Consider the following 25,951-nt stretch of genomic DNA (forward strand, 5'->3'; position numbering starts at 1 on the left):
TCGGAAAAATGGGTGCGCACTATCGAAACGTCTGCGCCACAACACAACACCCCGCCCCACTGAGTGTGGGACGGGGTGTTGTCGTGGAACGGAGTATTACTTTCCGGCCTCCGCGGCCCGCAGATCCTTACGAAGAATCTTGCCGGCCGCAGACTTCGGCACGATGTCGATGAACTCGACGCGTCGGACCTTCTTGTGCGGGGAGACGCGCTCGGCGACGAACGCGATGATGCCCTCTTCGTCGATCGTGGCACCCTGCTGGCGGACGACGAACGCCTTGGGGATTTCCTCGCCCTCGTCGTCGAGAACACCGATGACGGCCGCGTCGGCGATTTCCTCGTGCGTGAGCAGCAGCGCCTCGAGCTCCGCCGGGGGCACCTGGTAGCCCTTGTACTTGATCAGTTCCTTTAGGCGGTCGACGATGTAGACGACACCCTCGTGGTCGGCGACGGCGATGTCGCCGGTGTGCAGGTAACCGTCGGAGTCGAGGGTCTCCGCGGTGGCGGAAGGATTGTTCAGGTATCCCGCCATCACGTTCGGTCCCTTGACCCACAGCTCGCCCGGCTTGCTCAATCCCTCTGTGGGCAGCTCGATTTCCTCGAGCGTGCCCGGGTCGACGAGCTTGTTCTCGGTGTTGGCCAGTGGCTGGCCCACCGAGCTGAGCGGCATGTCGTCGCGATCGAACGGGATCGCGTGGCTGACCGGGCTGAGCTCGCTCATGCCGTAGCCCTGACGCACCCGCGTGTTCAAGCGCTTGGCGACGGCCTTGCCGAGCTCCTCGTCCAACGGGGCCGCGCCGGAGAAGATGGTGTGCACGCTCGAGAGGTCGTACTGATCGATCATCGGGTGCTTGGCGAGCGCGACGGCCACCGGCGGGGCGATGAACAGGTAGGTCAGCTTCTGGTCCTGGATGATGCGAAGGAACTCGACGAGGTCGAACTTCGGCATCGTCACCAGATGCGCGCGCAGCTTGAGGGCGATGTTGAGCAGCACCGTCAGGCCGTAGATGTGGAAGAACGGCAGCAGCGCCAGGATCGCGTCGTTGCTGTCGATGCCCACGCGCGGTTCCATCTGGGCCACGTTGGCGACGAGGTTGCGGTGCGTGAGGATGACGCCCTTGGGCACACCCGTCGTGCCGGACGAGTACGGCAGCACGGCAACGTGCGTCGCCGGATCGAACGAGACCTCGGGAGCAGGCGCGCCCTGGGTGAGCAGGTCCCGCAGACTCGGGTGGCCCTCGGCACCGTCGAGCACGATGACGTAATCGGCGTCGATACCCACCTTGTCCGCGGCGGCCTTGGCCTGCGGGTACAGCGGGGAGACGGTGAACAGGAACTTCGCGCCGGAGCCGGTGAGCTGCTTGGCGATGTCCTCGGCGGTGTAGAGCGCATTGATCGTCGTCGCGGTTCCGCCGGCACGCAGAATGCCGTGCAGCACCGAAGCGAATGCGGGGACGTTCGGCGAATGCAGTCCGACGACGTCGCCGACCTCGAGCCCACGGGCAGCGAGCGCCCCGGCGATCGCGTCGACCTGGCCGATCAGGCTCTTGTAGGTGGTGACGTCACCCGACGTGCCGTCGATGAGCGCAGGCTTGTCCAGATCGGACTCGGCGATGGACCCGAACAGGAAGTCGTAGACGCTCAGATTCGGGATCTCGACGTCGGGAAAGGGACTGCGGAAGCTCATGGCTCTCCTTCGAAAAACTGCGGCAACAATGATCGAACCTTACAGTGAAAGCGGTCACATCGGACTTACGACCCTACCGCTGAGTCAGATGGCGAAACCGTCAACTCCTGGACGCGTACGGTTTGCCCGCCGCGGCCGGTCCTCGCACGTGGCCCACCAGGCCGGCGACGGCGAAAATGGTGACCACGTACGGCAGCATCAGCATGAACTCGCTCGGCACCGGGGACCCGATGATGCCCAGTACGTTCTGCAGATTCGACGCGAATCCGAACAGCAATGCGGCCAGGGTGGCGCGCACCGGATCCCATCGGCCGAAGATGACCGCGGCGAGTGCGATGTAGCCGGCACCTGCGGTCATCTCCTTGCCGAAGGCTCCGACGGACCCGAGCGTGAAATACGCACCGCCGAGCCCGGCGATGGCACCGGCGAGGCAGACGTTCCAGAACCGCGTTCGGGCCACGTTGATTCCGACGGTGTCGGCGGCTTGCGGATGCTCACCGACGGCACGTAGTCGCAGACCCCACTTGGTATGGAACAGACCGAAGAACACCAGGGCCACGGCGATGTACATCAAATAGACGATCAGTGTCTGTCGAAACAGCACCGGACCGAGGATCGGAATCTGCGAGAGCACCGGAATGTCGATGCGCGCGAAGCGCGGTGGCGAATTCAGCGTCTCGGCGTTCTTGGTGAGCACCACCGAGTACAGGAAGCTCGTCAGTCCGACGACAAGCACGTTCAGCACCACACCGACGATGACTTGATTGACGAAGTAGCGAATCGAGAACACCGCCAGCAGCGACGCGGTCAGTGCGCCGGCGACCAGAGCGGCGAGCAGCGCCACGTAGGTCGAACCGGTGATCGACGCGACGACGGCGCTGACGAAAGCCCCTGCCAGCAGCTGCCCCTCGATGGCGATGTTGATGACGCCGACACGCTCGGAGATCACTCCGCCCATCGCACCGAAGATCAGCGGTGTGCTCAAAGCGACTGCGCCGATGAGCAATCCGGGTACGGGGATCGTCTCCCCGTCCGCGGCCCACGCGAGAAATCCGAATACGAACAGCACTGTGAACACGGCGAGCAGCCACAGCGGCGTCGACCGGTAACGCGACGCCAACAGGGCCGCGTAGCCGGTGATGACGGCCAGCAATACGACCACGACCAGGCCGGCACCGTACGACGGTACGCCGACGGCGGGCAGTGCGAAGAAGTCGTCTTCCGAGGCCAGCGCGAATGTACTGGTTCCTGAGCCTTTTCGGACCACGAACAGCACCAACGCCAGCAGTGTCACGACCCCGAGGATCGTGGGCACCTTCCAACTACGACCGAGGACCGTCTCTGCGGGTGAGTCGACGGAGGTGGTCACAGTGCACCCACCTTCGCGGTCTCGGCTTTGGCGAGTTTCTCTTCACCGGGTTTGGGCAATCGGAACACCGCTCGCACCAACGGCGGTGCGGCGATGAACAGCACGATCACCGACTGCACGACGAGCACGATGTCGATGGGTACGCCCTCGGCCGCCTGCATGGCGAACCCGCCGGCCTTGAACGCGCCGAACAGGATTCCCGCGAAGAAGACGCCCCACGGTTTGGATCGCCCGAGCAGGGCCACGGTGATGGCGTCGAATCCGATACCGGCATCGATGTCGGCACTGAAGCCGGTGGTGACCGTACCGAGCACCTGAGCGACACCGGCCAGGCCGACGAGAGCTCCGGACAGGATCATCGCGTAGAGGTAGATGCGGTTGACGTTCATGCCGGCGACGCGGGACGCGTGCGGGTTCTCACCGACGGCACGGAACCGGAATCCGAGGCTCGATCGTTCGAGCAGCCACCACACCGCGACCGTCACGAGGATGACCAGCACGAACCCGAGATGCAGGTTGTACTTGTCGCCGAACAGCTTCGGGAACACGGCCGTCGATTCGATGGGGGCCGTCTTGGGATTGTTCGATCCCGGAGCCTGCAGCGCACCGGGAGTACGCAGGAGGTACGAGATGAGATAGAACGCAACGTAATTGAGCATGATCGTGACGATCACCTCGTGGGCACCGGTGCGGGCCTTGAGGAATCCGGCGATGCCGCCCCAGACCGCGCCGCCGACAACGCCTGCGACGACGGCCACCAGCAGATGGATGCCGGCGGGCAGGCTCACCCCGAAACCGACCCAGCCCGCGCAGGCGGCGGCGATGAGCATCTGGCCACGACCACCGATGTTGAACATACCGACCCGAAAGGCAAGGGCCACACCGAGTCCGGCGACGATGAGCGGCGTCGCGAACGTCAACGTCTCGGTCAACGGCCGGATGCCGTTCTCGAACCCCGGACGACGGAAGTTGTACACCGACCCCTGGAACAGCGACGAATACGCGCCGGACACCGAATCCCAGATCGCCGTCAGCATGTCCGACGGACGGGAGAAGAAGTAGCCTGCCGATTCCTGGACGCCGGAGTTGGTCGCGGCAATGAGGACGGCACCGACGATCAGCGCAAGCAGGACCGCGAGAACCGAGATGATGGCACTGCCGGTGAAGATCTGCCGAAGTACGACATGAGCTTTCGACGGCTGCTCGGTCTCACTCACCGCGCTCGCCGCCCATCATCAATCCGAGTGTTTCGCGGGACGTATCCCCGGGGACGATTCCCACGATTGCTCCTCGATACATGACGGCTATGCGGTCGGCCAGTGCGGCGACCTCGTCCAGTTCGCTCGACACCACGATGACCGGGATCCCCGAATCCCGGGTGGCGACAATGCGCTTGTGTACGAATTCGATGGATCCCACGTCGATTCCGCGAGTGGGCTGCGCGGCGACGAACAGTCGCAGATCGCGGCTCAGTTCGCGTGCGAGTACCACCTTCTGCTGGTTACCACCGGACAGGCGTCCGACGGCGGTTCCGATTCCCGGTGCCCGCACGTCGAATTCGCTCAGTTTCTCCGACGCGAACGTGTCGAGATACTCCCGCTGTACCGCTCCGCGCCGCACGAACGGCTCACTGATGGAGCGGTCGAGCATCAGGTTCTCGGCAATCGAGAACTCCCCCACCAGGCCGTCGACGGTCCGGTCCTCGGGCACGAACCCCACGCCGGCGTCGAGCACCTGCTGAACTGTCGCCCCGACGAGCGAGCGACCGTCGAGGGCGATCTTTCCGGATACGTTCTCCTGCAAGCCGAGTAGCGCCTCGACGAACTCCGTCTGGCCGTTGCCCTGCACGCCGGCAATGGCGAGGATTTCTCCCGCGGTGACCTCGAGACTGATGTCGTCTACGGTCTTGTTGCCCTGGGCGTCGAACACCGACAGGTTCTCGACGAACAGTGCTGCAGCACCCGGCTCGGCCGGTTCCTTCGAAACGGTCAGCTGCACATCACGTCCCACCATCAACGCGGCGAGTTCGGTGTTGCCTGCCGTCGGCTTCGCTTCGCCGACGACCTTGCCGAGCCGGATAACGGTGATCTTGTCTGCTACTTCGCGTACTTCACGGAGCTTGTGGGTGATGAACACGATGGTAGTGCCGGACGCCGCAAGTTCCCGCATGATCCGCATCAGATCGTCGGTTTCCTGCGGCGTCAGCACGGCCGTGGGCTCGTCGAACACGAGCACCTTGGCTTCTCGAGAGAGCGCCTTGACGATCTCGACCCGCTGCTGCACGCCGACGGGGAGATCGTCGACGAGAGCATCGGGGTCGAGGTCGAAGCCGAACCTCGCGGATATTTCTCGTACCAGCTTTCGTGCTGCCACGAGGTCGAGTCGTCCACCCAGCGAGGTGGTTTCGTTGCCGAGCACGATGTTCTCGGCCACGGTGAACACCGGAATCAGCATGAAGTGCTGATGCACCATGCCGATTCCTGCAGTCATGGCCTCGCCCGGTCCGGCGAACTGCTGCTCGACGTCGTCGAGCAGGATCTGGCCTTCCTCGGCGCGGTACAGGCCGCTGAGCACGTTCATCAACGTGGACTTGCCTGCGCCGTTTTCACCGAGGAGGCAGTGGATCTCGCCGGATTCGACCGTCAGATCGATGTGATCGTTGGCGATCAACGAGCCGAATCGTTTGGTTATACCGCGAAGTTCGAGCTTCATATCCCTTTACGACCGGGGCTACTTGGGTGCCGACGGCGATTCGACGGTGATGGACCCGTCGACGATGCCGGCCTTGATCGTGTCCAGTTCGCCCTGCAGTGCGGGGTCGACCTGGGACTCGAAGTCGTGGAACGGCGCGATGCCGACGCCGTCATTCTCGAGGGTGCCCACGTACGGGCTGTTGTCGAACTTGTCTGCACCGGAGTTGGCCACTACCTCGTCGACACTGGTCTTGAGGCCCTTGGTCACCGAGGTGAGCAGCAGGTCGCCGACCGACGGGTCCGACTCGAAGACGTCGGCGTCCGCACCGATCAGTGCGACCGGACGAGAGGAGTCCCGAATGGCCTGCGCCGCACTCTGATAGATGGGTCCACCGACCGGGAAGATGACGTCGGCGTTCTGGTCGATCAGGCCCTGGGCGGTGTTCTTGGCGACCTCGTTGGCGGTGAATCCGCCGGTGAACGAGCCGTTCTGGGAAGGCACGTCCCAGCCGATGACGCGGACTGCCTTGCCCTTCTGCTCGTTGAAGTAGTTCACACCGTCGGCGAAACCGTCCATGAAGATGGTGACGGTCGGCAGCTGCGAGCCGCCGAAGGTGCCGACGACTCCGGTCTTGCTGTAGCTGGCGGCGGCGTAACCGGCCAGGAATGCCGACTGCGACGCGTCGTAGGTCAGCGGCTTGACGTTCGGCAGATCGATCGAGGAGTCGTCGATGATCGCGAAATCGATGTCGGTGTTGGCCTCGGCCGCGACCTTGGTGGCGTCGGCCAGGTCGAATCCGACGGTGACGATCAGGTTGCAGCCCTGATCGACGAGGTTGTTGATGTTGGGGGCGTAGTCGGTGGGCGACGTGGACTCGACGGTGCGCGGCTCGACGCCGAGCTCGCCTGCTGCCTCGGTGAGTCCTTCGAAACCGAGCTGGTTGAACGACTTGTCGTCGAATCCGCCACTGTCGGAGACCATGCAGGGCAGGAAGTCACTCGAGCCGCCCCCGCCGGATCCTTCGTTCTCGGGTGCGGATCCACAGCCTGCGATCAGGGCGATGGCACCGAGCGACGCGACGCCGCCGAGTGCTGCCTTCCGCGTACTCGTGCGGGTAACGAATGACAAGATGTCCTCCAATATCGATGTGTGTTTCGTCTGTTTCGGGACGGTACTCGCGCGAACCTGGGTGCGCAGGATTTCACTCAGGTATCGGACTCGGGCGTGACCTTGCCGGGCAAGGTTCCGCCTTCGCCGAGTACCCGTGCTTCGTCCTCGCGCACCATCACTGCCGGGCCCGCGGCGACCACCGATGGATTCGACGGCGTACCGGGCTTGAATACGTTGAAGAATACGTTGAGCACCACTGCGACAATGCTTGCGGCACTGATTCCGGAATGGAACACCGTGACGAACCAGTCCGGGAACTCGTCCCAGAAGTCGCTCGCAACAACAGGAATGAGACCGAAAGCCAAGGTCACCGCCACGATGACGACGTTGGCGTTGTTGTCGTAGTTCACCTTGCCGAGGGTGCGGATTCCACTGGCGGCGACGGTTCCGAACAAGGCGATTCCGGCGCCGCCGAGCACGGGCAACGGAACGACGCCGACGACCGCCGCGAGAACCGGCGAAAGACCCAGCAGCGCAAGCACGCCGCCGCCCAGGGCGACGACGAAGCGGCTCTTGATGCCGGTCATCGCAACCAGTCCCACGTTCTGTGCGAACGCCGTCGCCGGAAACGTGTTGAAGATGGGGGCGACGGCCGAGGAGACCATGTCTGCGCGCAATCCGTCGCCTACACGTCGGGAGTCGACGTCGGTTCCGACGACCTCTCCCACGGCCAGGATGTCGGCCGTGGTCTCCACCATCACCACCAGGATCACGATCGTCATCGACACGATCGCGCCGACGGCGAAGATCGGCGAGCCGAAGGCGAACGGGGTGGGCACCGCGACCACCGCGGCGTCCCCGACGCCGCCGAAGTCCGTCTTGCCCACGATCAGTGCTGCGATCGTCCCGACGACGAGTCCGAGCAGGATGGACAGGCGCGAGAGCACCTTGATCTTGGTCATCACCAGCACCGCGAGCAGGGTGAACATCGCCAGTCCGATGTTGCCGGGGTCCAGGTACTCGGAATTCGGCGCACCGCCCACCATTTCCTGGCCGGTGATCCAGCGTGCTGCCACCGGCATCAGCGACAGCCCGATGACGGTGATGATGCTTCCGGTCACCAGGGGTGGGAAGAAGCGGACGATCTTCGAGAAGAACGGGGCGATGGCCAAACCGATCAGCGCGGCCACCAGGACGGCCCCGAGGACCGTGCGCAGTCCGGTTCTACCGTCCTCGGCGCTGCCGATGATGGTCAGCACCGTCGACACCGATGCAAACGAGATGCCTTGCACCAGCGGCAGTTGCGAGCCGAAGAAGGGCACTCCGACGGTCTGCAGCACGGTCGCGACGCCACTGACGAACAGCGCGCACGAGATGAGCAGCGCTTGATCGGCCCCGGACAGGCCGGCTGCTCCGCCCACGATGATCGGGACGGCGATGACACCGCCGAACATGGACAGGATGTGCTGCATGCCGTAGCCGAACATCTGCAGCAGCGGCGGGCGAGTGTCCTCGGGCCTGGTCATGACCTCAGGCTAGGAACCGGACGTTACCGAGGGCAATACCCAGCCGTTTCCGGCGAGTTACGGATGTTCCGGCTCGTCGCTGCTGCCACTGGCCACCAGGTGCTCGAACGCCTTCAGATTCGCGAGCGATTCACCGCGCGACACACGCCAGGCCCATTCGCGCTTGATCGACTCCGCGAAACCCAGCTCGAGCAACACGTTGAAATCGCCGTCGGCCGCCTCGAGGGTCTGACCGAAGATCCGATCGAGTTCGTCACCGTCGACGGCGCGCAACGACATTCGGCCCACCAGGTAGATGTCGCCGACCTTGTCGATCGTGTAATGCACTCCGTACAGCCGACGGTTGCGACGCAGCAGGTATTTGTAGACGCCCTCGAAGTTCTCGTCGGGCTTGCGGCAGACGAACGCCTCGATGCGCACCCCGTGGTGTCCGACGGTCAACATCGTCGTCGTCTTCAGTTTGCGTTCCCCGGGCAGTTCGACGGTGAACACCTCGCCGCGCCGCGTGTAGTCCAGTTCGCGATCCTTCAGGACCCGGTCGATCAGTTCGGCGGTTTCGCTCATGCAGTCACTGCTCCCGATCTGCGCAATTTCGACAATCCTCGGACTCGTCGCGGCGAGAATTCACTCGGTGCCTCGCCTCGATCGAAGTGGAATCGGGCCTGTCGGTAGCTCTCGATCAGGCCGTCCGCGGTGTGTTCCCACGAGAAGTTTCGCGCATGGAGCGGTGCGGCAATTGCCATCTCGGACAACGTCGCTCGATCGACGAGCATCGACGCCAATGCGTCGGCCCAGTCCGCGATGCGGTGTCCCTGCACCAGTCGCCCGGTTTCACCGGATCGCACCGCGACACCGAGCCCGCCGACATCTGCTGCGAGAACCGGTGTTCCGCAGGCCTGGGCTTCGATCGCCACCAGACCGAACGATTCGTTGTAGCTCGGCACCGCCACGAGATCGGCGGCTCGGTACACCTGCGCCAGGCGAGCGGACGGCTGCGGCGGCATGAACGTCACGTGCGGGGTGATCCCGAGCGTATCGGCCAGATCGATCAGACTGTCGGGTCGGTCCAACCCGCTGCCGGACGGCCCGCCGACGATCAGGATCCGCAGCGGCATGCTCGGATGTCGTTGCAGCACTTCGGCAGCCGCTGCGACCAGAACGTCGGGGGCCTTGAGAGGTTGGATCCGCCCGACGAACGCGACGACGGCCTCGTCCTGCGAGAGTCCGAGCGCGGCACGTGCGGCCCGCTTGTCTCCCGGGTTGTATTGCGCCAGATCGGCTCCCGGGGCAACCACGTCGATCGACTCCTGCCGAGCCCCGTAGATCTCGACGAGCGATTTCGCTTCCTCGGTGGTGTTGGCGATCAATCGATCGGCCTCGGCGACCACCTGCTGCTCACCGATCTGACGGGCCGCGGGCTCGGGTGCATCGCCCTGAGCCAGGGACGCGTTCTTGACGGCGGCGAGGGTGTGCGCCGTGTGCACCAACGGCACTCCCCAGCGATCACGCGCCAACCACCCCACCTGACCCGACAGCCAGTAGTGCGAATGAACCAGGTCGTAGTAGCCGGGCTCGTGCCGAGCTTCCTCGCGGAGCACCCCGGCCGCGAAAGCACACAGTTGAGTGGGCAGGTCGTGTTTGTCCAGACCCTCGAACGGCCCCGCGACGATGTTGCGTACCAGCACCCCGGGAGCGGCCTCGACGACCGGCGCGTCGCTCGACGACGTCGCGCGGGTGAATATCTCGACCTCGACGCCGCGTTCGGCCAACTGCTTGGCGCTCTGCAGTACGTAGACGTTCATTCCCCCGGCATCGCCCGTTCCGGGCTGCGCCAGCGGGGAGGTATGCAAGGACAACACAGCGACCCTGTTCAGCCGGCGTCCAGTCACTTCTTCAGCGTGCACGCCTCCACATTACGTCGCCACGTCTGCCGCTTCGCACGGCCTGCGCTTTTGCTCACCCGTCCAGACCGTCGACGAATTCGCTCACCTCGCCGAGAAAGCGCTCGGGATCGGCGACGAACGGGCCGTGGTCGACGCCGTCCCAGTACGACGCGCCGGCTCCGGGAATGAGGTCCGCGGCGTGCCGACCGGCCGAGACATCGACGACGGTGTCGTCGGTTCCGTGCAGCACGAAGGCCGGGATATCGAGGTTGCGCAGCAGCTCGTCGTGGCCGACGGTGCGATCGAACGACGCGGCGCGAACCCGCGGTCGGGTGGACAGGGTCAACCCGAACAGGGCTTGCGCCTCGGTGCCCTTTCCCTCGACGGGGCCCGTCAACGCGTTGCCGAAACCACCCAGCGCCTTGATCGCGATACGCGGTTCTTCGGCCATCGCCCCGGGGATCGCCGCCCGCATGGCCGTACCCACCCGTCCGCCTGCCTCGCCTCTGCCGATGCTCGTGATCGCGCCCACGAGCACGATGCCCGCGATCGCGTCCGAGCCGTGAGTCGCGAGATAATCGCAGATCACCAGCCCGCCGTACGACCACCCCAACAGCACTGCGCCTGCGGTGATGTTCTCGGCGTCCAGCACCGCGGCCACGTCCCCGGCCCAGATCTTCGAGTCGTCGTATCCGGCCTCGGGGGCATCGGAGTAACCGTGGCCACGCAGGTCGACGGCAACGACGCGGTAGCGCGACGACAGATCGGCCAGCAGCCCGTCGCCCCAACACGCCGAACTCTGCGCCCACCCGTGCAGCAGAACCAGCGGTCTCGCCGCCGGGTCACCGGTGACGCGGTAGACGATGTTCGTTCCGTCTATGCCGGTGGCCTGCCGAACCGGTCCTGCTGCAGGGGTGCTCATGTGGGGTCAACTTACGCGGCTGCTCGGCGCATCGAGGCCAGTGGATCCGAGTACAGGGAACTGAGCGAGACCACCGTTGCGGCGAACTCCTGCACCCTGTCGCCGAATCCGGTGACCCGAATGTCCCTGCGCGGCAACGTCGAATTGGCGGCGAAGGCCTCCCCCACGTGCGGAATCCCGGCGGGGTACGCCGTGAACGCCTGGCCACCGAGTACCACTCGATCCGGATTGAACATGTCGCGTAACAGGGCGACCGTCCGACCCAACGTGACGGCCCGTTCGACGAGCAAGTCCCGGGCCGCCTCCGAGCCGTCGGTCGCGGCTCGGTACACGGCGGAGATAGTCGGCCGGGGTTGCGGGGCAGTCGTATGGGTCGCTCCGCGGGCTACGCTCGCGAAAATTTTGCGGTCGATCGCCGCGGTCACGATCGCGCGATCGCTGACGGCCGCTTCGAGGCAGCCCCGGTTGCCGCAGCTGCACAGCACCGACGAGCCGGTGGGCAGGTGAGCGATCGACCCGGGTCCGCTGGACGGAGTGTGCACGCGGCCGTCGATCGTCAGCGCCATGCCTGCGCTTTCGCGTGCATAGAAGTAGAGCGAGGTGCCGGTGCTGCTCGGCGGAGCAGCGGCGTCCGATACGCGGGGCGCGAGCAGAAGTTCCGACGCCGCCATCGCTTCGACGTGGCCGGAAACAGAGATCGGTAGCCCCAACCCACCGCCGATGACGCCCGCCACCTGGGCGTTCTCCCAGCCCAGACGCGGATGATCAACGGTGCCGGTCGTCGTGTCGACACGGCCGCCGAGGGCAACCCCCACCCACAGTGGGGTGCGCCGATGCCATCTGCCGGCGAAGGCCCCGGCGCTGCGGGTGATCGAGGCGAGCGCCGCATCGGCGGACCCGCTGGGCGTGGGAATCTCCACAGCCCCCAGGATCTTTCCGCGCGGGTCGCTGACGATGATCCCGGTGACGACGGCACCGATATGGATCCCGATGGTCGAGAACGGCTCGTGATTGACCTCGAACGGCACGCGGGGGCGTCCGATCGCACCGGCGGCCGTGAGGTCCGCGCGCTCGCGCAGCAATCCGACGCCGAGCAGAGCAGAGACCTGACGATTGACCGTGGCAATGCTCAAACCCGTTGTGCGTGCGGCACTGTCACGCGAGATCGGGCCCTCGACGCATGCGACTCGCAGTACCGACGCCGCGGGACTGTCGGCAATCCGAAGATCGGGCGCGACGAGCTGGACCCGCGATCGCAGCGGGGTGTGGGAGGTGGACCGCGCCGGCGAGCGCAGCGCGGTGGGGCGAGAGTGGTGGTGCAGCGTGGATACGGACATCCGTCGTGTTCCTCAGCAGTGGAAAACTCTCGTCTCGTGTGCGACGTCGACGAAAGAGCGAAGTGATGCAGGTCAAGGGGTGAGGCGGACCGGAGAGGTCCACGTCACGCGAATCGACTGCCCATAGCGCGAGAAGGCTAGAGACAGGTTCCTTGGCCGAGACAACACAATTCCCGAGGAAGCGGGAGGCGAGACCCGAGGGACGCGGTCACATAGGTGACCCGCATCGCAGTGGTCTCGCTGGCGGACATGAACCCAAAATTAGCACTCGAAGCCCGATTGTCCAATCGGGCCCGTCCGGATGCGCTGTTTCTCCCGAACTAGAATTTCTCCATGACCTCGCCCGAACACATCGCACCCGATACCCGCATCGCCGTCGTCACCGGAGCGAGTTCCGGCATCGGCGCGGCCACTGCGCGCCAACTCGCCGCCGACGGATTCCACGTCGTCATCGGCGCACGCAGGCTCGACCGCCTCGAAGAACTGGCCTCGGAGATCGGCGGCACCGCCCTGGAACTCGATGTGACGGACGAGGATTCGGTGGCCGCCTTCACCGCCGTCATCCCCCGCGTCGACGTCCTGATCAACAATGCCGGTGGCGCAAAGGGATTGGCCCCGGTGATCGATGCCGACCTCGACGACTGGCGCTGGATGTGGGAGACCAACGTTCTCGGCACACTGCGCGTCACGAAAGCGTTGCTGCCCAAGCTGATCGATTCCGGAGACGGCCTTATCGTCACCATCACCTCCGTCGCGGCATTCGAGGCCTACGACAACGGCTCGGGATACACCTCCGCCAAACATGCTCAGGCCGTACTGCATCGGACGCTGCGCGGAGAGCTGCTCGGCAAGCCGGTGCGGTTGACCGAGGTCGCACCGGGTGCCGTGGAAACCGAGTTCTCACTCGTCCGCTTCGACGGTGACGCGGCAAAGGCCGACGCGGTTTACCAGGGCATCACGCCGTTGGTCGCAAACGACATCGCCGAGGTGATCGGCTTCGTCGCCTCCCGCCCGTCGCACGTCAATCTGGACCAGATCATCATCAAGCCACGCGATCAGGCCGGTCCGGGGCGCTTCTCCCGTAAGTAACCCATGTGAGTGGAACTTCGTAGTGGGCTACGAGGTTCCACTCACATGCGCAGCGCTTTACCCAGCGGGCGCAGGTGCCGTTGTCGTCGCGGGTGCCGTTGTCGCAGGCGTCGTCGTTGCGGCTGCTCCGCCGGCAGGGAGCGCCGACATCGACTCCCACGTCGGCCAGTCGATGGCCCAGTCGTACAGGTCACCGTCCGCTGCGGAGAGGTCGATGCGGGTGCCGGTGACCTCCACCGGATCGCCGTACATCGCCGTGCCGAAGTACTGCTGCGCGTCCTCGGTCGAGAGGTTGATACATCCGTTCGTGACGTTCGATGCGCCCTGCACGCCGGTGGTCAGCGGGTTGGCGTGAATGAACTCGCCGTTGTTGGAGATGCGCACCGCCCAGCGTTCGCGCACGTTCTCGTAGAACGGCGGGTTCGACATCAGGAAGTCCTCGTGCTTCTCGGTGACGACGTGGATGCCGCTGCGGGTGACGTTGCGATCCTCGTTGCCCTCGCCGTAGCTGACGGGAATGTCCATGATCGTCGCGCCGTCGCGGACCACCTGCATGCGGTGGCTGGTGGCGTCGGCGACGACGACCTGACTGCGTCCGATGCTGAAGTTGAGGGTGACGTCGTCGGCCCCGTAGGCACCGTCGCCGTAGTTCACGCCGTAGAGCTTGGCGTTCACCGAGACCGTCGTGCCGGGCGTCCAGTAGTTGGTGGGACGCCAGTGGATGCGCGAGCCGTTGTCGTCGGGGAACCACGCCCAGGCACCGGGCGTCGGCGGGTTGGTGGTGACGGTCAGCGCCTTCTCGACGGCTGCCTTGTCCTCGATCGCCGAGTCGAACTGCAGGATGATCGGCGCTGCAATGCCGACTTCCTGGCCGTCGCCGATGTTGGTGCTCACCGAGGTACGGCTGTCCGGTTCGACGGTGGTGAAGCTGCCCTCGATCGGCACGGTCTTGTTGTCCGCGCCGACGGCGGAACCGGACCACGTGTATTTCACCCCGTACCCGAGTGGCTCGGTGACGGCGTAGGACGCGTTGTCGGGTGCCAGTGCCCCCTGCACGACCTTGCCGTCCGGGTTCGTCAATTCGACCTGGGTGAGCGTTCCGTTCGTCACCGACACCGAGATCGGTGCCACCGGGCTGACGTCGGTGGCACCTTCGGCCGGGTTCTGCGTGATCTGCGCGACGGGCGCTGCCTCGGTTGTCGGTGCCGAAGCGCCGGGGCTTTTGTCGCCCGATCCGACGGTGCAGCCGGCTACTAACGCAACCAGTGCGACGAGCACGGTGACCAACCACACCATGCGCGTCCGTTTTGTCTGTTCTACCTGCTCATGCACGTTGTCCAACGTACCTGCGTCTGCGAACTACCCCACATTTCCCACTGTTTTTGGGGGCAGTCTCACAGCGAACCGTCGACGACGAGTCAGAGCTTCTGCGAGCGCAGCTCGTGTCCCTTCGACGTCAGGCAGCGGCCCGAGTCCAGGTTCCAGTCCCAGCCGTGCAGGTTGCAGGTGAGCTTGTTTCCCTCGACGATGCCGAACTTCGTCAGGTCCGCCTTCAGGTGCGGGCAGCGACGTTGAATTTCGTAGCCGCCCATCGTGATGGTGGCCGTGTCGTCGTGCGCCTCGGAGAACCACCCGTCGGCGTAGGCGATGCGTTCGTCGGTGAGGCACTTGAAGAACGTGTAGAGGAATTCGTTGTACCCGCCGACGCGTCGGGCCCGGAACCGGGTGGACAGGAAGATCGAGTTGACCCAGTCCGGCTCCTGATCACGCACTGCCGTGCGCACCAGTTCCGGCGGGATCGTGAAGCTGTATCGGAACTTCTCGTTCGAGATAGGCTCTCGGACAATCCTTTTCGGGAAGTCCAGCACAACCGTCTCGTCACCCATCGTGATCCCGACGGGGTAGCCGATGCCATCACAGATCAGATCCGTCTGAGCCATGATCGGCTCGAACAGTCCGCGCAGCGGCTCGAGCAGCGGCTCACCCTCGGCCGGTGCCCAGCCGGCCTTCTCGGCTGCGATGACCGACGCCTGACGCTGGGCGTAGGCCTCGATGTAGTCGGCTTTGCCGGTGGTGAAGATGGCTTCGGCGTCGGCCGTGGGGATGGGATGCTCGTGGGACTTCAGATCCGAACCCTCGAATGTGGCCGTCGTGCCCGGAATCATCAGCAGACCCTTGTCGTGCCCGTGCAGTCGCATCTGCTCGAGAAACACCATCTGGTCCGGGAACACGTTGGCCGGGTCGCCGTAGACGTCGTTGAGCGAGCGCAGTTCGTCATCGAGGAAACACGGCGGGCCCGCGGACGGAATGACCCACGTGGAGCCGACCTGCTCGATGTACTGACGCGCACGATCCATCTGTCGCTGACGCTTCTGGATACCGAAGTTTCGCTTCGCCCGCGAGACCATGTCGTAGACCATCGGGTACCAGATCGCGCCCGAATACTGCAGCATGTGGACGTCGACGGGACCGAACTGCTCGGTCATCATGTCCAGGTCCACCGGCCGCGCGTCGTTCATGTTGAACGCGACGGTCTTCCCGTCGGACACCACCAGGCCAGAGTCGCCGATCGGGCCGTCGGCAGGCGCGCGGAGCGCGATAATCATGATGTCGAGATCGCCCTTGGGCCCGGTCAGCGTGTGCTTGACCGAGTCGGTGGTCTCGTAGAACTTGTGGAAGCCGAGCTTCTCCAGCTCGTGCTTGAGATCGAGCACCGGGTAGTCCGGCAACAAGACCGTCGCGTCCTTGTTGACGTGTTCGGCCAGGTTCTTCGGATCGAAGTGGTCCTTGTGCAGGTGCGAGACGTAGAGGTAATCGCAATCACCCAACTCGTCCCAGTCCAGGCCCGAGTTGTCGGGGAAAGGGAACCACGACGCGTAGAAGGACGGGTTCACCCACGGATCGCACAGGATGCTCCCCGCCTCGGTCCGAATATGGAATCCCGCGTGCCCCACGCTGGTGACCTGCACTGACTTACCTCCTACGAGCCGAACTCTCGAATCTCCATCGTATGCGCCGTTTCGAGCGTCCCTAACCCAGAGCGCAGTTGACGAGGTCACACTCGGGGGTCAGCGTGACCCCGAACTTCTCTCGCACACCGTCTCGGACGTGCGCGGCAAGAGCCATGATGTCCGACGCGGTGGCCCCGCCCCGGTTGGTGATCGCGAGTACATGTTTGGTCGACAAGGCCGCGGTACCGCGGCCGAACTCGGTGCCGTAGCCCCGCGGGAATCCCGAGTTCTGAATGAGCCAGGCAGCCGGAATCTTCGTGCCGGCCGGATCGGGGAAGCTCAGCGCGTGGGTTGCCTGCTCCGGCACCTCCGGCAACACCGGGTTGAGGAAGAACGACCCCACGCTCCACGTGTCGTGATCGGCCGCGTCGAGCACCATCCCACGCTCACCGCGCAGCGCGAGCACTGCTGCGCGGACGTCCGGCACCGGAACGACGTCGCCGATCTGCACATCGAGCCGCTCCGACAACGCGGCATAGCGCACCGGCAGCGATTCGGTGGTCTTCTTCAGCGCGAACGTCACGTCCAGAATCACGTAACGCGACGATCGCTTGAACACCGACGACCGATGCGTTCCGAATCCGCACTGCTCGGGCGTCCACACCGAGGTCTCCTGCGTCTGCCGGTCGTAGACGGTGAGGCTGTGCAGCAATTCCGACGTCGACGCGCCGTACGCGCCGACGTTCTGAATGGGCGTCGCGCCCGTCGTTCCAGGAATCCCCGACAGCGCTTCCATCCCGGACAGACCCGCATCGATCGTCGCCTGTACGACGGCATCCCACTCGACACCGGCGTCCACGGTCACCCGCTCGCCGTCGATCTCCAACCGCGAGCCGGTCACCCGAACCACCCGGCCGTCGAACCCGTCGTCGCCGACGACCAGGTTGGATCCGCCGCCGATGACCAGCACATCCGTCCCTGCACGGTCCGCGTCACGCACCAGGGAGACCAACTCGTCAGCGTTCGTCGCGACGGTGAATTCACGGGCTGGGCCGCCCACCCGGATGGTGGTGAGTTCGGAAATTGCTGTAGGCACGGACTCTCACGCTACCGGTCGCGCACGAACGTCCTCAGTCACCCGGTAACCTGCGGGGATGCCTCGCCCTATTGAGCACAGCTCGACTGTGCCCGCCTCCGCCGACAAGGTCCACGCAGCGCTGACGTCCGAGCAGTACTGGAAGGACCGCATCGAGCAGATCGGCGGCCCCGGTGCCAGCTTGAAGAGCGTCACCGTCGGCGACGGCACCATCGACGTCGTCATGACCCAGTCGGTCCCCGAAGAAGAGCTGCCGTCCGCGGTCACCGCCTTCAAGAAGGGCGACCTCATCATCGAACGCACCGAGAGCTGGGGACAGTTCGACGGCACCCACGCCGCGGGCACCTTCGGAGCCACCGTCGAAGGAGCACCCGCGCGCATCACCGGCACCACCACCCTCGACGGCAAGGGCGAGACGACCACCGTCGCTCTGGCCGGCACCACCGAGGTCAAGGTCCCCATCTTCGGCGGGAAGATCGAAGCGATGATCAGCGAGCAGGTACTCGCCCTCATCGACAACGAGCAGGACTTCACCGGTAACTGGATCGCGGCGCAAGCAAGCAGCTGAGCCTGGTCGTTCCGCAGGCTCCACTCCTGGGTAACCTGACGCACTATGGCTCGCCGAATGAACTACTCCGCCCGGTTCACCCACTCGACGCAGCAGGTCTATGCAGCGCTGTCCAGTCGCGAGCACTGGGACGCGCGCATCGAGGAGATGCGTAAGTATTCGGAGAACGAGCTGAAGAGCTTCGAGGTGTCCGACGCCGGAATCGACATCGTGATGCACCACGTCATCCCCCGTACCGAACTGCCCGACATCGCACAGACGGTGATGAAGAAAGACATGGTCATCACCCGCAACGTGCATTTCGACGCGTACGGGGAAACCACTGCGGGGCACTACGACGCGTCGATTCCGGCCGGACCCGGCTCACTGAAGGGCACCACGTCACTGTTCCCCACCAACGGTGGCTCGACGCTGCGCACGTCCTCCGAGGCCAAGGTGTTCCTGCCGTTCATCGGCGGCAAACTCGAGCAACTGATGCTCGTCAACCTCATCGACCTGTGGCGCGGCGAGGGCGAAGTGACCGCCACCTGGCTCGAGAAGAACGCCTAGCCCACTGAAAGGGCCTGAAGGCGTCATCACCCGCGGCACCACCGGCATCAATCGGTTGCGTCGCAGCGACCGGTGGTTGATGCACGATCCCGATGTCCGACGCGTCCTGCGCGAATCACCGGATCCCCTCGTCGTCGACCTCGGGTACGGGGCGATGCCGAACACGACTCTCGAACTCGCGGGCCGACTTCGCACCGTCAGGCCCGATCTCCGAGTCACCGGTCTGGAAATCGATCCCGCGCGGGTGGTCGAAGGAAGCGGCGGCGTCGAATTCGCCCGTGGCGGCTTCGAGTTGGCCGGACTGCGACCGAATCTGGTGCGGGCCTTCAACGTGCTGCGGCAATATCCCGAGGACGCGGTTCCCGGTGCCTGGCACCGCATTCTGTCGGGCCTGGCACCCGGCGGCCTGTTGGTCGACGGCACCTGCGACGAACTCGGTCGACGCTGCGCGTGGGTGCTGCTCGACGCCGATGGGCCACGATCTCTGACTCTGGCCTGGGACCCGTTCGATGTCGAGATGCCGTCGGACATCGCGGAGCGGCTTCCGAAAGTGTTGATACACCGCAACATCGAGGGCGAGCTGATCCACGATGTGCTGCGCCGCGCCGACCGCGCGTGGTCGGTCTCGGCACCACTGGCCCCGTTCGGCCCCCGGTTGCGTTGGCGGGCGGCATTGAAAGTGCTTGCAGAGCAAGGACTCCCGGTCGCACTCCCCCGCCGCCGCATGCGAGACAACGTGCTCACAGTGCCCTGGTCGACGGTCGCCCCGACGTGACCGATCCTGCTGCGAAGGAAATGCGCATGAACACACCTGACGCTCTCACGGTGAGGCCGTGTGTGCGCGACGACCTCGAAATACTCGAGCAGTGGCGCACTGTGGAGCCAGTCGAGTGGGTCGATTCGACTCGCCTCCACGAGGACATGGCGTCGGGCAATTACCGGTTCGAGTGGACATGGCTCGCCGAACGCGCCGGCCGTCCGGTCGGGCGCGCGGTGTGGTGGGGCCGTTCCGACGCAACGAGCCCGGTCACCCTCGACTGCTTGTCGGTCGCCCCGGACGAGGAGAGACCGGACGACGTCGGCGCTGCCCTGGTCGGTGCCGCCCGTGCAGCGTTCGATCACAGCATCGCATTGGAGTTCAATGTCGATGTGCCGGTAGGGAACTCGATGGACGATTCCCTGCCGCGGGCGTTGGCGTGGCGCGCATCGGCTGCGTACGGAGGCGGATTCACCCGCACGACCGAACGCGTCTCGTTCGCCCGGACGGCTGACGCCCCGCAGCCCGAGACGTCGACCCGACTGCACTTCTCGGCGGGCACCGATGCAGAATTCCTCGAGGTGTTCGAAGCCGTCGCAGCCGGAAGCCTCGACTCCCATACTCGAGAGATGGTCGCCGAGCACGGCGTCGCCGCACTCGCCGCGGACGATCTCGTCTTCTATGGTTCGCTACCGGGGCGGCGGGAGTCCTGGCAGATCGCCGGCCGACTCGACGGCACGACGGTGGGCTTCGTCGTCCCGACCAGAAATGCCTACGACGCGGCCATTAGCTATCTCGGGGTGCTCCCCGAGCATCGTGGTCAGGGCTATGTCGACGATCTACTGTCCGAGATGGTCCGGATACACCACGACGACGGGCAGCACCGCATAGTCGGAACCACCGATGCAGCAAACGCACCGATGCGAGCAGCCTTCGAGCGCGCAGGCTTCGTCGTCACCCGCACCCGTATCGTGCACGCGGGCTAGCGATCACGTACAGGCGGACAGTGCCAGTTCGACGCGTTCGGCCACTCGATCGGTGCTGCTGCCGGCCTCGGAGTACAGCGCCTGCGGGTCGACGCGACCGATGGCCACGGCGTCGCCCACCACCTCGTCGAGGGTGATCTGCGAGATGCCGCCTGCGGCGAGGTCGAGGACCGTGCGTATGGGAGTGGTGATGTTGAACGTGCCGGCCGATTCGACGTCACGCGGCTCGAGCCGAAGTCGGTGCACTGCCAGGCGAGTGTCGGTGAGTCGTAGGTCTCCGAACGCGCAGAGATGTACGAACTGCGGGTGCAGGTGTCCGAAACCGTGCAATTCGGCGGCGCTCTGGTGTGAGATCACTGCCTCGCCGCCGAACCACGCGCACCACATGGCGAACACTTCGAGTTCGCTGTGCGGCCACTGCCCGAGCCGAAACAGGTTGCGCTCGACGCGAGTCCACGTGGACGTGGCCAGGTTGACGCGCACCATCGCAGAGTCGAAGCCGAGTTCACCGGCCTGTTCGGCGGTGAAGTAGCCGTCCTGCCGGGTAGCGAGCGAGTGCAGCTCCTGCACACTCGGTCCTATCGTGCTCATGCAGCAAGAGTACGTCAGAATGTGTTACACATCACAAACTTTCGAATCGAATCCCCGGACTCGGCGAGTTTCACAGAGCTTGCTCAGAAACTTCGGGAAGACTGCCGGGAATGACATCCTCAGCCAGGCGCAGCACAGTACCGCTGATCGCAGTCTCCGTTGTTGTCGTCCTCCTCGTCGCCGTCATCGGCGGAGAACTGTTCGTTCGGCAGCAGATCAAATCCTGCCTCGCCGGCCAGCTCGAGTCCGAGCTGGGCAGCCAGGTGGAGGTGGGTCTCGGCTTCAAGCCGGTCTTGCTGTCCTTGGTCGACAAGAAGGTTTCGTCGGTGACCGTCGACAGCGACGATGCTCGATTCGGCCCTGCCGAGGGCATGGTCGTGCACGCCGAGGCGAACGATCTGAATCTGACCCAGAGCGCCGACTCCGGCGGCACCATCGGTAGCTCGAGTGCCGACATCTCGTGGTCGACCGACGGCATCACCCGCACCCTGCAGAGCCAGGGCATCGGTGCCATCGTCTCCGGGGTCACGTCCGACGCGTCGGCGGGCACCCTGGAGTTCGCCGTCGGCGCGCTTGCGAAGCTGACCGTCAAGCCTCAGGTCACGGGCGGCAAGGTCGACGTCCAAACCGTCGACGCATCGATTCTGGGCCTGGGAATCCCCACCGATCTGGTCGATTCCGTCGTCGGCGTGCTCACCGACAGCCTGCAGGCGTACCCGCTGGACATGGCTCCGACGTCGCTGACCGTCACCGACTCCGGCATCGAGCTCGCCCTCGAAGGTGGCCAGTACACCATCCCGGCCACCCAGCAGAACCAGAATCAGCAGACGCCTGAGGGTTGCTCCCTGGTCGCGTAACCCACGTGAGCGGAAACTCGTAGCCCACTACGAGTTTCCGTGCACGTGCGACGCAGTCGCTCTAGTTCAAACCGTCGAGTACCGCGCGGGTACCCGATAGCCCCAACCGCGTGGCACCGGCGTCGATCATGGCCAGGGCAGCGTCCGTGGTGCGGATGCCGCCGCTGGCTTTGACGCCCAAACGTCCGCCGACGGTCTCGGCCATCAGCCGCACCGCCTCGACGCTCGCGCCGCCAGCGGGATGGAATCCGGTGGATGTCTTGACGAAGTGAGCTCCGGCCTTCTCCGCGGCGCGGCACACTTCGACGATCGCCTCGTCGGACAGCGCTGCCGATTCGATGATCACCTTGAGTACGGCGTCGCCGATGCCTTCGCGGACGGTCACGATGTCGGCCAGCACGGCGTTGTAGTCCCCGGCAATGGCCGCGCCGACGTCGATCACCATGTCGACCTCGTCGGCCCCCTGCTGCACCGCCAGTCGCGCCTCGGATCCCTTGATCAACGAATGATGCTTACCCGACGGGAATCCGGCCACCACAGCGGTGAGCATTCCCTCGGCGCGAATCGGCAGCATCGACGGGGAGACGCACACGGCGAGCACTCCCAGCTCGCGGCCTTCCTCGATGAGGGCCTCCACATCGGCGGCCGTGGCCTCCGGCTTGAGCAGGGTGTGATCGACCATTCCGGCGAGGGCGGCGCGGGTGAGTGTCATGAACCCAGCTTTTCACAGCACCGCATGTCGCGGCCCTGTCGGTCTACCATTCTCGGCTATGGACGCAGCCTCGCTCGCCGACACGTTCAACGCCACCAGCAGGGAGTTCGACGCGGTGACGCCGCTGGTCTGGGGCCCGGCCGGGCAGTCGCTGACGTTCGCTCTCGGGCTGCGATCCGGCGACGCCGTACTGGACGTGTGTTCCGGCACGGGGGCGTCCGCGCTCCCCGCCGCGGCAGCCGTCGGCCCGGACGGCCTGGTCCATGCCGTCGACCTCGCCGACGACCTGCTGGAGGTGGGCCGGGTGAACGCCACCGAGCGCGCCCTGCGCAACATCGACTTCGTCGTCGCCGACGCCACGGCCTGGGAACCGCCGTCGACCGTTCCCGACGCCGGATACGACGCCCTGACGTGTTCGTACGGCATCTTCTTCCTGCCGAATCCCGAGCGGGACTTCTCGCGTCTGGTGTCGCTGGTCCGGCCTGGTGGCGGCGTCGGGGTGACGGTGTGGCGTCAGGGCGCAATCGAGGCGTTCTCCCGTGCGTACTTCGAGGTGATCGCAGCACATTCACCGTCCACCGAGCAGGTGGGCCGCCTCGCGCAGGAGGGGTACGACAAGCACCCGATCCGGCGGATGGAGACGGCCGATCTGCTCGGTGAGTGGCTTGCGGCGGCGGGTACGACGGACGTCCGGGTGGCCGAGCTGAGCAATCATGTACCCGCCACGGAGTCGTTCGTGTGGAGCTTCGTGTTGGGCAGTGCTCTGCGCGGTGCCCTCACCCCGTTCGACGAGGCAGCCGTCGGGCGGATTCGAGCGGACTTGTTCGCGTCGCTGACCGAGCGCGGCATCGATTCGATCGATCTCGGGACACTGGTGGCAACCGGGTTGCGAGCGCCCTGAGAGAATTGCCCTCATGAGTTCTTCCGTGTCCGAGGATCGCCGCTACGTTCTGTCCCTCGGTTGCCCAGACAAGACGGGCATCGTCGCCCGTATCTCCACGTTTCTCGCCGAGGTCGGCGGCTGGATCGTCGAGGCCGCCTATCACGCCGATCCCGATACCGGTTGGTTCTTCACGCGTCAGGCCGTGCGGGCCTCGTCGGTGAGCATGAGTGTCGAGGATCTGCGTGCCCGCTTCGCCGAGGTGGCTGCCGAGCTCGGCCCGGAAACCGAATGGGCACTGCATGATTCGGGCGCACCCAAGCGAGTCGTACTGCTGGTGAGCAAGGAAGCGCATTGCTTGCACGATCTCCTGGGCCGCGCGGCCGGCGGGGAGCTACCCGCTCAGATCTCGGCGGTGATCGGCAACCACAGGTCGCTCGAGCCCGTCGCTGCGGCGCACGGAACACCCTTCCATCACGTCGAGTTCGCGAAGGACCCGTCCGAGCGCGGACCGGCCTTCGAGGAAGTTCGGTCGCTCGTCGACTCCTACGACCCGCACGCGGTCGTGTTGGCGCGTTTCATGCAGGTGTTGCCCGAGTCGCTGTGCGAGCACTGGGCCGGTCGCGCCATCAACATCCACCACAGCTTCCTGCCGTCGTTCGTCGGTGCTCGGCCGTACCACCAGGCGTTCGCCCGTGGCGTCAAGCTCATCGGCGCGACGTGCCATTACGTGACGGCCGAGCTCGACGCAGGTCCGATCATCGAGCAGGACGTCATCCGCGTCGACCACTCCGACGAGGTGACCGACATGGTGCGTCAGGGGCGCGACATCGAGAAGCTGGTGCTCTCCCGCGGCCTGCGCTGGCACCTCGAGGATCGCGTCCTGGTGCACGGACGCAAGACCGTGGTGTTCAGCTAGACCGTTCGGGTCACAGGTTCCGCAGACGAACCACTTCGGCGTTGAAGTCGTCGATCGCTTCCACCGAGCTCATGTGGCCGATTCCGGGGATCACGATCAGTCGGCTCAGGTGGTCGTGGTCGTCGAGTGCTCGGGCGAGCTTGCGCGCATGCACGGGCGGGGTCAGTCGATCCGCAGATCCGACGAGCACGCTGGTGGGCACGGACATGTTCTCGAGCGCCTCGCGGATGTCGAGGTCGCTCAGCGCAGCGCCCCAGATACCCCGGGTACGCGGCGCGCACTCGAGCACGATCTTCTCGCAGAACGCTACCTCGGCGGGCGTGGCACCGGGGGCCATCGAAATGTACTTGATGGCTTGGCGGGTCACAGGGGACGGCCGTAGCGGTAGCGCGGAACTCAGCACAGCGCGTCCCACGGGGGCGGGCACCCGGGGGAAGCGCTGCGGCAACGGGATGACGGTGGTCTCTCGGACGAGGGAATCCGTCGCCGTGCTGGCGAGCAGCACGGCGCTGACCAGGCGGTCGACCTGATCGGGGTAATTTCCGGCCCACGCCATGATCGACATGCCGCCCATGCTGTGCCCCACCAGGACGGTCTTGTTGTCCTCGGTGACGGTGGCCGAGAGAACGGCCGACAGGTCGTCGGCCAGTACGTCAGGGCTCAGCGGACGCGTTCCGACGTCGCTGCGCCCGTGTCCGCGCTGGTCGTAGACGATGACGCGGTAGCGACCTGCGAGCGCATTGATCTGCGGAAACCAATAATCGGCCGAGCAGGTCCAACCGTGACTGAACAGGACGGGTTCGGCATCGGGGTCACCGTAGCTGCGCACGTGCAGGTGTGCGCCGTCGTCGGTGACGACTTCGGTGACGGTCGGCTCGGCCGTGGGATGCTGCAGCAACTCGTCCGGCTGCACGTCCGTGGTCTTGGTGAACGAATGCAGTCGACGTCGCCGAACGACGAAGGCCCCGATGCTCGCGGCAGCGGCGATGCCTCCGACTCCGAGCAGCGAACGTTCGATTGCCTTGCGTGAAACCACTGATATTCCCCTCTACCTGTGACCCCCGAGCGGGTGCGGTAGAGGTTACGCCCAGCGCCGAACGGGCGCCGAAGCCCCTCTACCAGCGCGGTCCGCGCTGAATGCCGTCGAGCTTGGGACGCACGTCCACCAGGTACACGCAGACTGCGACGACACCGATGATGCCCAGGAAGCCGATGACGCCCGAGACAAGGATCAGCAGCAGACCGACGAACAGGATTGCGAGCCAGGCATTCTTGGTCAGCTTGTCCACGGCCGGAAAAGCGTCCGAGCGCTGACGTAGTGCGTGGAAAATCGCGTAGGCCGCTCCTGCCACTCCGAGTAGCTGGAGGAAGGTCAGGATATAGAAGCTGAAACTGCCTGCGATGCTCACAGGCGACAGTGTACGAGAAACGACCCCTGCACCGTGCGGTGCAGGGGTCGTTTTCTTTAC

The 25,951-nt window shown here is 65.2% G+C and carries 25 protein-coding genes; 8 read left to right on the forward strand and 17 right to left on the reverse strand.

The features are described from left to right. Positions 1-96 precede the first annotated feature (96 nt). From CH278_RS20945 to CH278_RS20990, 10 genes are all read right to left on the reverse strand, one after another. Entirely contained in the window at positions 97-1,686 is a 1,590-nt protein-coding gene (locus CH278_RS20945) for an AMP-binding protein (RefSeq protein WP_094622746.1), read from the reverse strand. A 100-nt stretch (positions 1,687-1,786) separates the two neighbouring features. Then, positions 1,787-3,055 carry an ABC transporter permease gene (locus CH278_RS20950; RefSeq protein ID WP_094622747.1) on the reverse strand — a complete coding sequence of 423 codons (1,269 nt, stop codon included), beginning with the start codon at positions 3,053-3,055 and terminating at the stop codon, positions 1,787-1,789. Continuing rightward, positions 3,052-4,272, reverse strand: coding sequence for an ABC transporter permease (locus CH278_RS20955; RefSeq protein ID WP_032365197.1), 1,221 nt, complete (start codon positions 4,270-4,272; stop codon positions 3,052-3,054). Before CH278_RS20955 ends, CH278_RS20950 begins: the two co-directional genes overlap by 4 nt. Then, positions 4,265-5,767: an ABC transporter ATP-binding protein gene (locus CH278_RS20960; protein WP_094622748.1), complete on the reverse strand. Its 1,503-nt coding sequence runs from the start codon at positions 5,765-5,767 to the stop codon at positions 4,265-4,267. The genes CH278_RS20955 and CH278_RS20960 overlap by 8 nt, the downstream gene beginning before the upstream one ends. 18 nt (positions 5,768-5,785) lie before the next feature. Continuing rightward, positions 5,786-6,877 carry a BMP family lipoprotein gene (locus CH278_RS20965; RefSeq protein ID WP_228139285.1) on the reverse strand — a complete coding sequence of 364 codons (1,092 nt, stop codon included), beginning with the start codon at positions 6,875-6,877 and terminating at the stop codon, positions 5,786-5,788. Between the two features lie 77 nt (positions 6,878-6,954). Continuing rightward, positions 6,955-8,385, reverse strand: a complete 1,431-nt coding sequence (locus tag CH278_RS20970) for a nucleobase:cation symporter-2 family protein (RefSeq protein ID WP_094622749.1) — start codon at positions 8,383-8,385, stop codon at positions 6,955-6,957. Positions 8,386-8,442: 57 nt separating this feature from the next. Beyond that, positions 8,443-8,949, reverse strand: a complete 507-nt coding sequence (locus CH278_RS20975; RefSeq protein ID WP_032365194.1) for a YbjN domain-containing protein — start codon at positions 8,947-8,949, stop codon at positions 8,443-8,445. Further along, positions 8,946-10,274, reverse strand: coding sequence for a D-inositol-3-phosphate glycosyltransferase (gene mshA / locus CH278_RS20980; protein WP_032365422.1), 1,329 nt, complete (start codon positions 10,272-10,274; stop codon positions 8,946-8,948). The genes CH278_RS20975 and mshA overlap by 4 nt, the downstream gene beginning before the upstream one ends. Positions 10,275-10,341: 67 nt before the next feature. Then, a complete protein-coding gene (locus CH278_RS20985) occupies positions 10,342-11,190 on the reverse strand; it encodes an alpha/beta fold hydrolase (RefSeq protein WP_094622750.1) in 849 nt (282 codons plus the stop codon). 11 nt (positions 11,191-11,201) lie between these two features. Continuing rightward, positions 11,202-12,527: an ROK family transcriptional regulator gene (locus CH278_RS20990; protein WP_094622751.1), complete on the reverse strand. Its 1,326-nt coding sequence runs from the start codon at positions 12,525-12,527 to the stop codon at positions 11,202-11,204. A gap of 333 nt (positions 12,528-12,860) precedes the next feature. Here CH278_RS20990 and CH278_RS20995 point away from each other — a divergent pair, with 333 nt between their 5' ends. Further along, complete coding sequence (locus CH278_RS20995) at positions 12,861-13,616, forward strand: SDR family NAD(P)-dependent oxidoreductase (RefSeq protein WP_094622752.1); 756 nt, start codon at positions 12,861-12,863, stop codon at positions 13,614-13,616. Between the two features lie 57 nt (positions 13,617-13,673). Here CH278_RS20995 and CH278_RS21000 read toward each other — a convergent pair whose 3' ends face one another. The 3 genes from CH278_RS21000 to CH278_RS21010 form a co-directional block, all read right to left on the reverse strand. Continuing rightward, on the reverse strand, positions 13,674-14,948 hold the full coding sequence (locus CH278_RS21000; protein ID WP_373557342.1) for a L,D-transpeptidase: 1,275 nt from the start codon (positions 14,946-14,948) through the stop codon (positions 13,674-13,676). 86 nt (positions 14,949-15,034) lie between these two features. Then, entirely contained in the window at positions 15,035-16,585 is a 1,551-nt protein-coding gene (locus CH278_RS21005) for an MBL fold metallo-hydrolase (protein WP_032399557.1), read from the reverse strand. 61 nt (positions 16,586-16,646) lie between these two features. Then, positions 16,647-17,663, reverse strand: coding sequence for a UDP-N-acetylmuramate dehydrogenase (locus CH278_RS21010; RefSeq protein ID WP_032365189.1), 1,017 nt, complete (start codon positions 17,661-17,663; stop codon positions 16,647-16,649). A 58-nt stretch (positions 17,664-17,721) separates the two neighbouring features. Between CH278_RS21010 and CH278_RS21015 the strand changes: the two genes are divergently transcribed. The 4 genes from CH278_RS21015 (at position 17,722) to CH278_RS21030 (ending at position 20,523) form a co-directional block, all read left to right on the forward strand. Continuing rightward, positions 17,722-18,231, forward strand: coding sequence for a DUF2505 domain-containing protein (locus CH278_RS21015; protein WP_032365188.1), 510 nt, complete (start codon positions 17,722-17,724; stop codon positions 18,229-18,231). Positions 18,232-18,276: 45 nt separating this feature from the next. Next, the gene (locus CH278_RS21020) at positions 18,277-18,780 is read left to right on the forward strand and encodes a DUF2505 domain-containing protein (RefSeq protein WP_032365187.1); all 504 of its coding nucleotides are present in this window, start codon (positions 18,277-18,279) and stop codon (positions 18,778-18,780) included. 79 nt (positions 18,781-18,859) lie between these two features. Then, positions 18,860-19,555 (forward strand): methylase, encoded by a 696-nt coding sequence (locus CH278_RS21025; RefSeq protein ID WP_032386176.1) that lies wholly within the window; start codon positions 18,860-18,862, stop codon positions 19,553-19,555. 26 nt (positions 19,556-19,581) lie between these two features. After that, a complete protein-coding gene (locus CH278_RS21030; protein ID WP_179274502.1) occupies positions 19,582-20,523 on the forward strand; it encodes a GNAT family N-acetyltransferase in 942 nt (313 codons plus the stop codon). A 3-nt stretch (positions 20,524-20,526) separates the two neighbouring features. Here CH278_RS21030 and CH278_RS21035 read toward each other — a convergent pair whose 3' ends face one another. Beyond that, positions 20,527-21,114: a type IV toxin-antitoxin system AbiEi family antitoxin domain-containing protein gene (locus CH278_RS21035; protein WP_094622755.1), complete on the reverse strand. Its 588-nt coding sequence runs from the start codon at positions 21,112-21,114 to the stop codon at positions 20,527-20,529. Between the two features lie 110 nt (positions 21,115-21,224). On the opposite strand from CH278_RS21035, the gene CH278_RS21040 reads away from it, so the two are divergent. Beyond that, a complete protein-coding gene (locus CH278_RS21040) occupies positions 21,225-21,971 on the forward strand; it encodes an LmeA family phospholipid-binding protein (RefSeq protein WP_027498387.1) in 747 nt (248 codons plus the stop codon). 61 nt (positions 21,972-22,032) lie between these two features. Here the strand turns inward: CH278_RS21040 and deoC are convergent, their stop codons facing one another. Further along, the gene (deoC, locus tag CH278_RS21045) at positions 22,033-22,683 is read right to left on the reverse strand and encodes a deoxyribose-phosphate aldolase (protein ID WP_027498388.1); all 651 of its coding nucleotides are present in this window, start codon (positions 22,681-22,683) and stop codon (positions 22,033-22,035) included. A 58-nt stretch (positions 22,684-22,741) separates the two neighbouring features. Here deoC and CH278_RS21050 point away from each other — a divergent pair, with 58 nt between their 5' ends. Together CH278_RS21050 and purU are read left to right on the forward strand one after the other, a co-directional pair. Then, a complete protein-coding gene (locus CH278_RS21050) occupies positions 22,742-23,584 on the forward strand; it encodes a class I SAM-dependent methyltransferase (RefSeq protein WP_032373736.1) in 843 nt (280 codons plus the stop codon). A 13-nt stretch (positions 23,585-23,597) separates the two neighbouring features. Then, on the forward strand, positions 23,598-24,482 hold the full coding sequence (purU, locus tag CH278_RS21055) for a formyltetrahydrofolate deformylase (RefSeq protein ID WP_032365183.1): 885 nt from the start codon (positions 23,598-23,600) through the stop codon (positions 24,480-24,482). 10 nt (positions 24,483-24,492) lie between these two features. On the opposite strand, the gene CH278_RS21060 is transcribed toward purU, so the two are convergent. Together CH278_RS21060 and CH278_RS21065 are read right to left on the reverse strand one after the other, a co-directional pair. After that, positions 24,493-25,518 carry an alpha/beta fold hydrolase gene (locus tag CH278_RS21060; RefSeq protein WP_094622756.1) on the reverse strand — a complete coding sequence of 342 codons (1,026 nt, stop codon included), beginning with the start codon at positions 25,516-25,518 and terminating at the stop codon, positions 24,493-24,495. 79 nt (positions 25,519-25,597) lie between these two features. After that, the gene (locus CH278_RS21065) at positions 25,598-25,891 is read right to left on the reverse strand and encodes a DUF2516 family protein (RefSeq protein WP_032365181.1); all 294 of its coding nucleotides are present in this window, start codon (positions 25,889-25,891) and stop codon (positions 25,598-25,600) included. Positions 25,892-25,951: the final 60 nt, after the last annotated feature.

Origin of the sequence: Rhodococcus sp. 05-2254-5 (assembly GCF_002258575.1) — a bacterium.
Lineage (GTDB): Bacteria > Actinomycetota > Actinomycetes > Mycobacteriales > Mycobacteriaceae > Rhodococcoides > Rhodococcoides fascians.

Bases quoted from the DNA above. Each gene is read 5' to 3' on its own strand.
- CH278_RS20985 (WP_094622750.1), bottom strand. From the start codon at position 11,190: ATGAGCACCCCTGCAGCAGGACCGGTTCGGCAGGCCACCGGCATAGAC.
- CH278_RS20945 (WP_094622746.1), bottom strand. From the start codon at position 1,686: ATGAGCTTCCGCAGTCCCTTTCCCGACGTCGAGATCCCGAATCTGAGC.
- CH278_RS20960 (WP_094622748.1), bottom strand. From the start codon at position 5,767: ATGAAGCTCGAACTTCGCGGTATAACCAAACGATTCGGCTCGTTGATC.
- deoC (WP_027498388.1), bottom strand. From the start codon at position 22,683: ATGACACTCACCCGCGCCGCCCTCGCCGGAATGGTCGATCACACCCTG.
- CH278_RS21040 (WP_027498387.1), top strand. From the start codon at position 21,225: ATGACATCCTCAGCCAGGCGCAGCACAGTACCGCTGATCGCAGTCTCC.
- CH278_RS21025 (WP_032386176.1), top strand. From the start codon at position 18,860: ATGCACGATCCCGATGTCCGACGCGTCCTGCGCGAATCACCGGATCCC.
- CH278_RS21015 (WP_032365188.1), top strand. From the start codon at position 17,722: ATGCCTCGCCCTATTGAGCACAGCTCGACTGTGCCCGCCTCCGCCGAC.
- CH278_RS21035 (WP_094622755.1), bottom strand. From the start codon at position 21,114: ATGAGCACGATAGGACCGAGTGTGCAGGAGCTGCACTCGCTCGCTACC.
- CH278_RS20995 (WP_094622752.1), top strand. From the start codon at position 12,861: ATGACCTCGCCCGAACACATCGCACCCGATACCCGCATCGCCGTCGTC.
- CH278_RS20990 (WP_094622751.1), bottom strand. From the start codon at position 12,527: ATGTCCGTATCCACGCTGCACCACCACTCTCGCCCCACCGCGCTGCGC.
- CH278_RS21030 (WP_179274502.1), top strand. From the start codon at position 19,582: ATGAACACACCTGACGCTCTCACGGTGAGGCCGTGTGTGCGCGACGAC.
- CH278_RS20975 (WP_032365194.1), bottom strand. From the start codon at position 8,949: ATGAGCGAAACCGCCGAACTGATCGACCGGGTCCTGAAGGATCGCGAA.
- CH278_RS21050 (WP_032373736.1), top strand. From the start codon at position 22,742: ATGGACGCAGCCTCGCTCGCCGACACGTTCAACGCCACCAGCAGGGAG.
- CH278_RS21020 (WP_032365187.1), top strand. From the start codon at position 18,277: ATGGCTCGCCGAATGAACTACTCCGCCCGGTTCACCCACTCGACGCAG.
- CH278_RS20970 (WP_094622749.1), bottom strand. From the start codon at position 8,385: ATGACCAGGCCCGAGGACACTCGCCCGCCGCTGCTGCAGATGTTCGGC.
- purU (WP_032365183.1), top strand. From the start codon at position 23,598: ATGAGTTCTTCCGTGTCCGAGGATCGCCGCTACGTTCTGTCCCTCGGT.